Source organism: Neisseria sp. P0024.S006, assembly GCF_051956595.1.
In the GTDB taxonomy this organism is placed as follows: domain Bacteria; phylum Pseudomonadota; class Gammaproteobacteria; order Burkholderiales; family Neisseriaceae; genus Neisseria.
The window spans coordinates 140,473-152,944 of record NZ_JBQCXH010000004.1 but is presented as its reverse complement, the minus strand read 5'-3'; the positions used below and the strand labels follow the sequence as shown (position 1 = coordinate 152,944).

At 49.4% G+C, this 12,472-nt stretch carries 10 protein-coding genes and 4 tRNA genes; 12 read left to right on the top strand and 2 right to left on the bottom strand.

Features of this window, described 5'->3' with window-relative positions:
- Position 1: 1 nt before the first annotated feature.
- From fabD to ACTHUF_RS08470, 10 genes are all read left to right on the top strand, one after another.
- The gene (gene fabD, locus ACTHUF_RS08515) at positions 2–928 is read left to right on the top strand and encodes an ACP S-malonyltransferase (protein WP_036492858.1); all 927 of its coding nucleotides are present in this window, start codon (positions 2–4) and stop codon (positions 926–928) included.
- A gap of 74 nt (positions 929–1,002) precedes the next feature.
- A complete protein-coding gene (locus ACTHUF_RS08510; RefSeq protein ID WP_049348087.1) occupies positions 1,003–2,004 on the top strand; it encodes a hypothetical protein in 1,002 nt (333 codons plus the stop codon).
- Positions 2,005–2,058: 54 nt separating this feature from the next.
- Positions 2,059–3,129 (top strand): hypothetical protein, encoded by a 1,071-nt coding sequence (locus ACTHUF_RS08505; RefSeq protein WP_049348086.1) that lies wholly within the window; start codon positions 2,059–2,061, stop codon positions 3,127–3,129.
- Positions 3,122–4,150 (top strand): glycosyltransferase family 8 protein, encoded by a 1,029-nt coding sequence (locus ACTHUF_RS08500; RefSeq protein WP_049348085.1) that lies wholly within the window; start codon positions 3,122–3,124, stop codon positions 4,148–4,150. Before ACTHUF_RS08505 ends, ACTHUF_RS08500 begins: the two co-directional genes overlap by 8 nt.
- A 111-nt stretch (positions 4,151–4,261) precedes the next feature.
- The gene (fabG, locus tag ACTHUF_RS08495; protein ID WP_315092873.1) at positions 4,262–5,008 is read left to right on the top strand and encodes a 3-oxoacyl-ACP reductase FabG; all 747 of its coding nucleotides are present in this window, start codon (positions 4,262–4,264) and stop codon (positions 5,006–5,008) included.
- A gap of 268 nt (positions 5,009–5,276) precedes the next feature.
- A complete protein-coding gene (locus ACTHUF_RS08490; RefSeq protein WP_440407487.1) occupies positions 5,277–7,259 on the top strand; it encodes a monovalent cation:proton antiporter-2 (CPA2) family protein in 1,983 nt (660 codons plus the stop codon).
- Positions 7,260–7,328: 69 nt separating this feature from the next.
- A tRNA-Val gene (locus ACTHUF_RS08485) sits at positions 7,329–7,404 on the top strand.
- Between the two features lie 32 nt (positions 7,405–7,436).
- A tRNA-Asp gene (locus ACTHUF_RS08480) sits at positions 7,437–7,513 on the top strand.
- A 39-nt stretch (positions 7,514–7,552) separates the two neighbouring features.
- Positions 7,553–7,628, top strand: a tRNA-Val gene (locus ACTHUF_RS08475).
- A gap of 32 nt (positions 7,629–7,660) precedes the next feature.
- A tRNA-Asp gene (locus tag ACTHUF_RS08470) sits at positions 7,661–7,737 on the top strand.
- Positions 7,738–8,020: 283 nt separating this feature from the next.
- Here the strand turns inward: ACTHUF_RS08470 and dacB are convergent.
- Positions 8,021–9,433, bottom strand: coding sequence for a D-alanyl-D-alanine carboxypeptidase/D-alanyl-D-alanine endopeptidase (gene dacB, locus ACTHUF_RS08465; protein WP_315092868.1), 1,413 nt, complete (start codon positions 9,431–9,433; stop codon positions 8,021–8,023).
- A 70-nt stretch (positions 9,434–9,503) separates the two neighbouring features.
- On the bottom strand, positions 9,504–10,931 hold the full coding sequence (locus ACTHUF_RS08460; RefSeq protein ID WP_440407486.1) for an MFS transporter: 1,428 nt from the start codon (positions 10,929–10,931) through the stop codon (positions 9,504–9,506).
- 136 nt (positions 10,932–11,067) lie between these two features.
- On the opposite strand from ACTHUF_RS08460, the gene ACTHUF_RS08455 reads away from it, so the two are divergent.
- Positions 11,068–11,634, top strand: coding sequence for an NADPH-dependent FMN reductase (locus ACTHUF_RS08455; protein WP_440407485.1), 567 nt, complete (start codon positions 11,068–11,070; stop codon positions 11,632–11,634).
- A gap of 144 nt (positions 11,635–11,778) precedes the next feature.
- Positions 11,779–12,456 (top strand): response regulator, encoded by a 678-nt coding sequence (locus tag ACTHUF_RS08450; RefSeq protein WP_440407484.1) that lies wholly within the window; start codon positions 11,779–11,781, stop codon positions 12,454–12,456.
- Positions 12,457–12,472: the final 16 nt, after the last annotated feature.

Genomic DNA, 12,472 nt, shown 5'->3' with positions numbered 1-12,472 from the left:
CATGTCTTTCGCATTCTTCTTCCCCGGACAAGGCTCACAAAGCCTAGGCATGATGAACGGCTTTGCCGAGCAAGCCATCGTTAAAGCCACATTTGACGAAGCTTCCGCCGTATTGGGTCAAGACCTGTGGGCAATGATTAACGGCGAAGATGCCGAATTAATCGGACAAACCGTCAACACCCAGCCCATCATGCTGGCCGCCGGCATTGCCACCTACCGCGCCTACTTAGAAGCCGGCGGCAAAACCCCTTCCGTCGTTGCAGGCCACAGCCTCGGTGAATACACCGCCCTCGTCGCTGCCGGCGCATTGGATTTTGCAGATGCAGTCAAACTGGTCCGCCTACGCGCCGAACTCATGCAATCCGCCGTACCGCAAGGCGTAGGCGCAATGGCCGCTATTTTGGGTTTGGAAGACGAACAAGTCAAAGCCATTTGCGCCGAAGCCGCACAAGGTGAAGTCGTTGAAGCCGTCAACTTCAACTCCCCAGGCCAAGTCGTGATTGCCGGCAATACCGCTGCAGTCGAACGCGCTATGGCTGCCGCCAAAGAAGCCGGAGCCAAACGCGCCCTGCCGCTGCCCGTTTCCGTTCCCTCACATTGCAGCCTCATGAAGCCCGCAGCGGAAAAACTTGCTGAAGCATTGAAAGACATCACCATCAAACAACCGCAAATCCGCGTCATCCATAACGCCGATGTTGCCTCTTATGATGATGCCGACAAAATCAAAGATGCCCTAGTACGCCAACTGTACAGCCCGGTGCGCTGGACAGAAACCGTCAACGCGCTTGTTTCCGAAGGCATCACCGAATCCGCCGAATGCGGCCCCGGCAAAGTCCTCGCAGGCCTCGCCAAACGCATTAACAAAGAAGCCGTATGCAGCGCATTGACCAATGCCGACCAAGTAGCTGCATTTATCGAAGCCCACTAAAACGTTTTCAGACGGCCTTATCCTGTCAGGCAAGGCCGTCTGAAAAATCAGCTCCACTCCAATCCGAATACATTATGAAAAAAACCATTATTCTTGCCGTTCCCTACATGTACGGACTGGATCAATGTATCGAAAAAAATCTGCGTTTTCTTGGTTTTGAGGTCATCAACCTGTGCTATGACGACCGAGATTCCTATTACCCGAACTTGGGCAGCAGACTCAAAAACCTCTACCACAAACACATCACCAAAGACGGCAACTATAAAAAATACCTCAAATACAGCCGCCACCTCGACGACATTCAGCAAAAATTAGCCTCGCTAAACGGTAAAAAAGCCGACTATGCACTCTGTATCCGCGCCAATATTTACCCCAAAGAAATCATCGCCACCATCCGCGAATACAGCAATGTTTGCGTGAATTATCAATGGGATGGCGTAGGGCGCTTCCCAGACATTATTGAATATTTGGATTATTTTGACCAATGCTGGGTTTTCGATCCCGACGATATTCAAAAATATCCACAATGCTGTTTCAAAGCCACCACCAATTTTTACTTTGACTTTCCCGTGGCGGAATATGCGCCTACCAACAAACTCTACTTTTTGGGCGGCTATGAACTCCGACGCGAAGAGCAAACCAAACGCTTTATCCAAGAAACTGAACGCCTCAATTTACCCTTGGATTTCCATATCTACTGCAAAGATGACAGGGCCGAAAAAGCCTTCGGACACAACGGCATCCGCTATCTCGACCGCAGCAGCATCCTCAGCTTTGAAGAAAACCTCAGCCAAGTACAAAGTTGCGGTGCGGTCGTCGATTTTGCACAATTCGAACATTACGGCTTATCATTCCGTATCTTTGATGCGTTGCGTTTCGATAAAAAACTGATTACCACCAACAAACATATCTTAGAGACCGACCTATACCACCCAGACCGTGTGTTCGTATGGGATGGCGGTAATTTAGACGCATTGCCTGAATTTTTGGCACGCCCGTATCAGCAACCTGACCCTGAAATCAAAGCCTATTATTCATTTACACAATGGCTAAACCGCCTACTCGGTATTGATTAATCCTATGCCGATAGCAAATATCCCTGTCTGACAAAATATTATATTGAATACATTATGAGTAAGAAAAAAGTCATTCTCGCCATGCCGGAACTCTTCAAAATCCACGAACTCATTATTGAGAACTTGGAGAAATGCGGATTTGAAGTGCTGTCCCTGACCTATGAAGAAAAAGAGTTCAAATACAAAAACGTATTTCAACGGCTGAAAAAAATCTGGTATCGAAATATTCTTGGGCAAAAAGACTTCAAAAAACGGACCATGTTCCGCGCCGTAGAAGAACGCCTCAATACCCTGTTAAGCGAACATCCCGAACAAGCAGATTATTGCTTCATGATTTGGCTGGGTGCCTATCCGAAAGATTTCATCGCCAAGCTCAGAGCGCATTCCAAACTGATGGTGTACTACAACTGGGAAGCCCTGACCTTCTTAAAAGAAGACTTCGACAACATCGAGTTTTTCGACAAATTTTACTTTTTCGATCCGTTTGACCAGGGCAAACATCCCGAATACACCGAAAAACTCTTTCCAACCACCAGCTTCTACTTTGACTGCTTCAGGCCGTCTGAAAACCCGCAAAACAAAATCTTGTTTATCGGCTCGTACGCTGCCGACCGCAACAACGACATCCGCGCATTTTGCGAAGCTGCACGTTCAATCGGTTTAGAAATAGATTTCCGCTTGGCCAGCAAGAAAATCGAAGAAGAAAAAGCGACTTTGGGCATTCCCGAAGTCGAGTTTTTCTCCTTTGAAAACGCCCTCTCCTATCGTCAAAACTTAGAAGAAGCGGCCAAATCCTCCGTATTGGTGGATTTCCTCAACCGCAAGCACTACGGCCTCTCTTTGCGGATTTTCGAAGCGATTGGTTTGGACAAAAAACTGATTACGACCAATCCGACCATCGTACATTACGATTTTTATCACCCGAACAATATGTTCTACTGGGACGGAAGCAACCTTGAAGAACTCAAAGCCTTCCTGACCTTGCCGTATGTACCGCTTGCCCCAGGCTTGAAGCACAAATACAGCTTCAGCAACTGGATCAGCTGCGCCTTTAACATCGAACCCAACATCCCCATTACCCTGCCCCAAGCGGACCCGTCCATTTTGGAGAAACAGCATGTTTGAAAAAGAAAAACTACTAACTGCCGTCCTGCCAGTCAGACAAAGGCCGCCTGAAAAAAATACACGGCACATCGTCTATGCAGCCGATCAAAATTACATCCGACATATCGGCACATCCATGCTTTCCGTATTGGAAAACAACCACTTCCCCATCCACTTCCACCTACTGGTCAGCGGATCGGAAAGCTACGACTTCAGCATTTTCAACCATCTCGAAACCATCAATCCCAACTATGCCGTAACGGTTTACCACCTCAACACCGAATACTTTACCACCCTGCAAACCAACAGCTATTTCACCATAGCCATGTACTACCGCATGTGCATACCTGCCATACTTGGCGGCATCAGTGATACTGCTCTTTATCTCGACACCGACGTATTATGCTTGGGCGACATCTCTGAACTCTTTACCATAGACCTTACAGGCCAACTCGTCGCTGCAGCTCCTGATACCATATTCCGCGCTTATATCTGCAAGCTAAATCCTGTCGGCTTCAACGACACCGCCCCCTACTTCAATTCCGGCGTATTACTATTCAACATCCAAAACTGGAACGATTCACAAACAGACAATATATTACAAAACAAAATAGAAGCCGTGGAAAACGCTGACATCCGCCTATCATGCCCCGACCAAGACATCCTCAACCTTACTTGTATCAATAAAATCCGCTGGCTTCCCGATACATACAACTGGATACATTGGCAAAAAAAAGCTTATGAATTAAACAAAAACCCAAATGCAATCAAACTCGTACACTTTACCGGCCACGTCAAACCATGGCACGTCTTAGGTTTCCATCCCGTTTACGACCGCTACTATCAAAAATCGCCTTGGAACGAAGGATATATTCATCAACCGTTAAACACATGGCTGCCCTTTCCTAAGCCTTACCAAGCCTTCAAACAAGCCGCCAAAAGACTTTTAAAGCAAGGGGATAAAAAACAAGCCTGGGCATATTACAAAGAATACCTGCTCAGAAAACTCAATCCAAACAGATTCAAAGCACCAGATTTTTAACTGTCAAATAGAAAGTTCAGACAGCCTACTTAATAAAATTAGATTAAAAAACCTATTCGTGGTATAAGGCCGTCTGAAACCATTTTTCCAATCGCAATTAAGGAATAAAACATGAGTACACAAGATTTGAGCGGCAAAATTGCTTTGGTAACCGGCGCATCGCGCGGTATTGGTGCGGCGATTGCCGATACTTTGGCTGTGGCCGGTGCAAAAGTTATCGGCACGGCCACCAGCGAAAGCGGCGCGGCTGCAATTAGCGAGCGTCTGGCGCAATGGGGCGGCGAAGGCCGTGCATTGAATTCCGCCGAACCCGAAACCATCGAAAACCTGATCGCCGACATCGAAAAAGAGTTCGGCAAGCTGGATATTCTGGTCAACAACGCCGGTATCACCCGCGACAACCTCTTGATGCGTATGAAAGAAGAAGAGTGGGACGACATCATGCAGGTCAACCTCAAATCCGTGTTCCGCGCCTCCAAAGCCGTCTTGCGCGGCATGATGAAGCAACGCGCCGGCCGCATCATCAACATCACATCCGTTGTCGGTGTGATGGGCAATGCCGGTCAAACCAACTATGCCGCGGCAAAAGCGGGCTTAATCGGTTTCTCCAAATCCATGGCGCGTGAAGTCGGCAGCCGCGGCATTACCGTCAACTGCGTCGCCCCAGGCTTTATCGACACCGATATGACCCGCGCCCTGCCGGAAGAAACCCGCAAAACCTTTGAAGCGCAAACTTCTTTGGGCAAATTCGGTGAAGCGCAAGATATTGCTGATGCAGTCTTGTTCTTGGCTTCCGATCAGGCAAAATACATTACCGGTCAGACACTTCATGTCAACGGCGGCATGTTGATGCCTTAAACCGTTCGTTTATTTAAAGGCCGTCTGAATATTTCAGACGGCCCTTTTTGTCAATCAAAACACTATTTTACATTCTATCTTGATATAATCTTAATAATCCGTTAGATAACGCTCGAAACAGTAAATCCAAATAAGCATGATACGGGAAATCAAATCGCAGAAATGAAGTTCATTCTGTGCGTTTTTATTTGGGTTTACTGTCAGTTTTCGACGTGTTTCAGACGGCCTATATAACAATAGCTACTTTTAATGAAAGGCCGCCCACTCTATGCACGAATTTTCCCTTGCTCCCATTGTCATTGTTCTGTTGGTTGCCGTTATTACTGTTATCTGCTGCCGCAAATTCAACATTCCTTCCATGCTCGGTTATCTTTTGGTCGGTTTTATTGCCGGCCCGGGTATGTTCAGACTGATTCCGCAAAGCCACGCTACCGACTATTTGGGCGAAATCGGCATTGTGTTTCTAATGTTCAGCATCGGCCTCGAATTCTCCCTGCCTAAACTCAAAGCCATGCGCCGCCTCGTGTTCGGTTTGGGCGGTTTGCAAGTCATCGTTACCATGCTCTCGATTATGGGCATTTTGATGGCGATGGGCACGCCGTTCAACTGGGCGTTTGCCACCGCCGGTGCACTGACCATGTCGTCCACCGCCATCGTCAGCCGCATTTTGTCGGAGAAAACCGAGCTGGGTCAGCCGCATGGTCAAATGGCCATGGGTGTTTTGTTGATGCAGGATATTGCCGTTGTACCGCTGATGATTCTGATTCCGGCGCTTGCAGGCGGCAGCGAAGGCAACTTGTGGGTAGAACTGGGCTTGGCCGGTTTGAAAATGTTGCTGACCTTGGGCATTTTGTTTGTTGTTGGCAGCCGTGTGATGTCGCGCTGGTTCAGACTGGTTGCCAAACGCAAATCGTCCGAACTCTTCATGATCAACGTTTTACTGGTTACTTTGGGCGTAGCCTATCTGACAGAGCTTGAAGGCCTTTCTATGGCATTGGGCGCATTTGTCGCCGGTATGCTGCTTTCCGAAACCGAATACCGCATTCAGGTGGAAGACGACATCCGTCCATTCCGCGACATCCTGCTCGGCTTCTTCTTCATCACCGTCGGTATGAAGCTCGATATTCAGGCGCTGATCGGCAATTGGCAGCAAATCCTGATTTTGTTAGTCATCCTGTTGGTCTTGAAAGCACTGGTCGTTTTCATCATCGCTTTGCGCATGAAAAACCCTGTAGGCGACAGCCTCAAGAGTGCACTTTATTTGGCGCAAGGCGGCGAGTTCGGTTTCGTGATGCTGGCCATTTCCAGCAAAATCAATATGGTTTCGCCCGAATTGGAACAAGCAGCCACCGCAGCCGTCTTGCTCTCCATGATTACCGCACCATTTATCTTGGGCAGCAGCGATGCCATCATCGGCCGCTTCGTCAAATCCGACTGGGACATGAAAGCCTTGGACTTGCACTCCATGCTGGTGGAAACCATGAGCAAATCCGAACACGTCCTGATTATCGGTTTCGGACGCGGCGGCCAATCGGTTGCCCGCGTATTGGCGCAAGAAGGCATCCCCTACTTCGCCCTCGACTTGGACATTGCACGCGTACAAGTGGCACGCAACGCAGGCGAACCGGTTTCCTTTGGCGATGCCAAACGCCGTGAAGTCTTGGAAGCCGCCGGCTTGGGACGCGCCAAAATGGTGGTCATTACGCTGAACAATATGCACGAGACCCAACATGTTCTCGGCAACATTATGTCCATGCATCCGAGCATGCCGGTTTATGTTCGCGCCACCAATGACGATTACGTCAAAACCTTCACCGAAATGGGCGCGGAAGAAGCCGTTTCCGACACCAAAGAAACCAGCCTGGTGCTGGCAAGCTATGCCATGTTGGGCCACGGCCTCTCCTACAACCACGTTTATCAAACCATAACCCATATCCGTCACAGCCGCTATGCATCGTTGCAAGACTTGTTTATCGGTAGCGACGATGACAGCTTCTCAGACGAAGATAGCAAAGCCATCTCCCGTCACGCCTTCCCGTTGCACGGCGAGGCACACGCCATCGGCAAAACCATCCGCGAATTGCCCTTGTCCGCCCATCATCTGAAGCTATTGTTTATCCGCCGCAAGACCGGAAAAATCCAAGATCTTGATCCTGATTTTGTTTTGGAAAACGGCGATATTTTGATTGTCGCAGGCAAGCAGGAAGAAATTATTTCCTTTGAAAACTGGTGCTTGCAGGGAGATATCTAATAATCGGCAAATAAATCTTGCGCGCATCAGGATTTTTTGGTTTAATAGCGTCTTCGCAATTTTGCGCACGGGTGATTAGCTCAGTTGGTAGAGCGTCTGCCTTACAAGCAGAATGTCGGCGGTTCGACTCCGTCATCACCCACCACTTTCCTTTTCATTGTCTTTGACAGTGGATGCGCGGTGGTAGCTCAGTTGGTTAGAGTACCGGCCTGTCACGCCGGGGGTCGCGGGTTCGAGCCCCGTCCGCCGCGCCATTATTTAAAAATACTGATTTTTCAGTGTCTCCCTTTTTCGGGTGATTAGCTCAGTTGGTAGAGCGTCTGCCTTACAAGCAGAATGTCGGCGGTTCGACTCCGTCATCACCCACCACTTTCCTTTTCATTGTCTTTGACAGTGGATGCGCGGTGGTAGCTCAGTTGGTTAGAGTACCGGCCTGTCACGCCGGGGGTCGCGGGTTCGAGCCCCGTCCGCCGCGCCATCAAGTTAAAAATAAAAATATCGGTTTTTACCGGTATTTTTTTCGTCTGTACCCTATTTTCGTAAAGAGCCTGATTATTTAGACAAGAGAAGCCGGAAATAAACTTAAAACATACGTCTTCAATACCAAAGATAAAACCATCCATCTCAAGCTGATTCACACCAAACGCTTATTCATCCAATCCCTCTGAATTATCCTTCAAAATAGACATAAATACTTGCCCCTTCTTACACAAAGGCCGTCTGAAACGTCAATACATTTTCAGACGGCCTTTTTTAGCTTATCAAGCCTGATACCTCATCACGCAGGAAGCTTTAGCATCAATCCAATGTTCGCCACCGGGCTGAACGATTTTAGACACCAGCTTATCCAAATCGCGTAAATAATCGGTTGATTTCTGACTATTGATAATGACGACAACCACTAACGGCTTTTCGCCCAACCAATATCCAGCCAGTGCGCGGACATCTTTGAGCGTACCGGTTTTGAGGCGCAGGTTTTCACCGGGCTGCTTCAAGCGTGTTTTAAGCGTACCGTCTTTACCGGCAATCGGCAGCGTACTGATAAACTCGTTTTTAAACGGGCTGAAGTAGGCTTTTTCCAACATTTGCGCCATCATTCGCGCATTGAGCCGTTCTACGCGGGACAGGCCTGAGCCGTTTTCCAACACCAGCCCTTCCGTATTGATACCGGCAACCGCCAACTCGCTTTTTACGATAGAGGCAGCCTTGGCCTGCGCCTGCTTGTAATCAGACATATGTCCGGCAAATTTAAGGAAAACCGAACGGGCAATCAGATTATTGGAATGCTTGTTCATATCGGTGAGGATATCGGCAAGCGGTTTGGATAGATGGCTCGCCAACACATGAGCGTCATGAGGCGCAACACCTGTCGTCAGGCCGTCTGAAACCGTGCCGTCTTGTTGACGCCATTGGTTGACAAAACTTTTGCCGACAAATTCTTTCATGCTGTACATATTCAGATACAGCTCTTTGCCCAAGCAGCTTTCCGGCAGCTTGCCCGATACGGTCAGCGTATTGTTTTTATAGGAAGTTTTCATGTGGTTTTTTAAAACGCTGCACTTCCCTTCCTTATCTTCAAGCGTCAATTTGTTTTGAATGTTCAGATTCGGCAGCGGCGGATTGGTACGGATGACCAAGCGTCCGTCTGCTTCTTTTTCGGCGCTAAGTTCAACGGTTTTATACGCCAACATATTGGGGTCGGGCGGCGTCATAAAGCTTTCGGCAGAATCGGAAGCAAAATCATCCGGATTCTTCACATCGCCCCACAGGCTGCGGTCGAGTATCAGATGTCCGTCAATATGGCGTATGCCCTTATCGCGTATCTGTTGCTGCATTTGCACCAGATCATGCTGGTCAAAAACAGGATCGCCGCTCCCCACCCAATACACATTGCCTTTCAGCGTATCGCCTTTAATTGCGCCGTTGGTTTTAAACTCGGTTTTCCAACGATAATCGCCGCCCAACACACGAAACGCGGTAAACGCCGTTACCAGCTTCATGGTTGAAGCAGGATTGCGCAACTCATCGGCACGGTGTTCCACAATCACTTTGCCGCTGTCCAGTTCCTGCACATAAACGGAAATTTCATTTTCAGGAATACGGCCGAAATCCAAAGCCCATGACGGACACGCCGCCACCATCAGGCTGATTAATAAAATATTTTTTAACTTCATTGTGTTACGAAAAATTGATACATCTGTACGAGGTACTGAGGCCGTCTGAACGTTTCAGACGGCCTGTTATTTATTTCTGATGCGCTTTCAAACGCAAAGCAAACATAACGACAACGACACCGACAACCAAAGCGCAACCCATCGCCAAATGGATACCGTCCAGCATTGCCTGTTGCGGCATATCTGCGCTGGAAAGTTTCTCGCCGATATTGGTCGCACCGACGAAAAACGCCGCGCCGATGGCACCGGCAATCGGGTTGATGGTGGTCAGAATTGCCGCACCGTGCGGATTGAGCGTTTTCGGCAACGCGTTCAGACCATGGGTTTCGCCGGTTACACAAGCAGACACGGAAAGCGCCAACAGCGTAAACATCGCCGTCAACATCACCACTTGCGTATCAATCCGCAAAAACAGCCACAATACCGCCAGCGACATCACCACCATCACTGTTGCCGGCAAAACGACAAAGCGTCCGCCCTTTTTGTCCAACAATTTGCCGAACAACGGCGCGGCAACTGCTTGGGCAATACTGGCAGGCATCAGAATCAGGCCGGTTGCCGTACCAGTCAGCATCAACACTTGCTGCGTGTACATCGGCACCATCAGCTCCAAACCCAAGAACAGGAATATCGCACCGGCCAAAATCACAACGCAATATCTGAACTGCTTGTATTCAAACGCACGAAGGTTCAACAACGGCGTAGCCAAACGGAATTGACGGTGCGCAAACCAACCCACCAGCACAACGGAAGCGGCAAAGAGCAGGATAAATTCCACCAACGGCATATGGGCAAAATTACTGCTCGCATAAACCAATCCGCCGAAGCCTGCAATCGACAACACGGCCGACAACATATCGATCTTCGGACGGCTGATGTTGCTCAAATTGACCGTCAGATACTTGCCCACCAACACCATCGCCGCCAGCATAAACGGCGCGGTAAAGCCGAAAAGCACGCGCCAATGCGTGTGGTCGATGATGATGCCCGACAGCGTCGGCCCCATTGCAGGCGCGGCGGTAAACATCATGGTAATGACGCCCATCGCCGTTCCACGCTTGTTGGGCGGGAAAATCGACAATACGCCGTTAAACAGGAGCGGAACGAAAAACGCGGCAGACACTGCCTGCACCATCCGCCCCACAACCAGAATTCCGAAAGTCGGCGCAAACGCGCAAATCATCGAACCAGCCAAAAACGTTGCCTGCGTAAACAGTACCATTTTGCGCGTTTCAAACCATTGAATCACGCCTGCCGTAATCGGCGTAAATGCACCCATGACCAGCAAAAAGCCCGTCGTCAGCCATTGAACCGTCGTCTTATCGACCCCGAAATCTTTCATAATCGGCGTAAGTGCGACATTCAGCAACGTGTCGTTGAGATAGCCGAAAAATGCGCCGATAAACAGCGTCGCCACAATGGTTTTAGCAGGAAAATCAGGATTATCGGCGTGGTATTCGTGCGCCGTATCATTCTCTTGAAAATCAGAAGCGTGCATAATAATTTGAAATATCAGCGAAACCGTTATTTTAGCATAAACTGTTTTGACAGGCCGTCTGAAACCTTGACCGCTTCCCTAGACAACACTAAAATCTAGAATAGTTTTCATTTTTATTATCAAACAGGAGAAAAACATGTCAAAAAAAGTCAGCATCTTGGTCGGCAGCCTGCGTAAAGGTTCGTTCGCACGAAAAATCGCACAAAACGTCATTTCCATGTTCCCCGAAGGCTACGAAGCGCAAATCGTCGAAATCGGCCATTTGCCTTTGTATAACTTCGACTACGACGATCCTGCCGTTACCGACTTCCCTACTCCGTCCAGCTATACCGAGTTCCGCGAAACCATCAAAGCTTCAGCCGGCGTATTGTTCGTGACTTCCGAAAACAACCGTACCGTCCCGGCCTGCCTGAAAAACGCCATCGACATCGGCTCCAAACCCAATGCCGATGTTGCCTGGAAAAAAACACCGGCCGGCATCATCAGCCATTCCGTCGGCAAAATGGGCGGTTATAGCGCGCAAAAAAATCTGCGCCTTGCCCTTTCGTATTTCGATATGCCGCTGACCGGCCAGCCGGAAGTATTCCTCGGCAACTCGCCCACCCTGTTTGACGACAACGGCCGACTCATCGAATCTGCGCGTGAATTTGTCCAAGGCTATATCGACCAACTGGTTGCCTTGATTGAGAAAAACCCTAAATAATCGGGATTGAAGCATACAGGCCGTCTGAAAACCGAATTTCAGACGGCCTCATCGTTTGCAAAAATCAGTTTTTCAACCCTTCCTAAATTTTTACTAATTGAGTGCGGTTATAATCACTGTCCACCCACTCTTTGGAGAACTTCCATGCGCGTATTATTGGTTGAAGACGATGCCATGATTGCCCAAGCCGTCAGCGCCAATCTGAAAGACGCCGGCTACGCTGTCGATTGGGTCAGCCGCGGTTCGGAAGTGGCCGCGGCAGTGGCGGCGCAGGCATACGATTTGCTGCTCTTGGATTTGGGTTTGCCCGGCAAAGACGGTTTGGACGTATTGGCGCAAATCCGCAACGGCGGCTGTACCGTTCCCGTCTTAATCGTAACCGCGCGCGATGATTTGCACAGCCGCCTCAACGGCCTGGACGGCGGCGCAGACGACTACATCGTCAAACCCTTCGACATGGCGGAACTGCAAGCCCGTATGCGCGCCGTATTGCGCCGACACGGCGGACAGGCGCAAACGCTGCTGAGCAACGGCATCATCACGCTCAACCCTTCCACCCATCAGGCAGAAGTGGTCGGGCAGGAACAGGCCATTATGCTCAGCAACAAAGAATTTGCCGTCCTCCAAGCCCTGCTGCTGCGTCCGGGCATGATTCTGTCGCGCAGCGATTTGGAAGACAAAATCTACGGCTGGGGCGAAGAAGTCGAAAGCAACGCCGTTGACTTCCTGATTCACGCCTTACGCAAAAAACTCGGCAAAGAAGCGATTCAAAACATCCGCGGGGTCGGCTGGCTGGTTGCACAAAACAACCAGGCCGTCTGAAAAACCATAACAATAT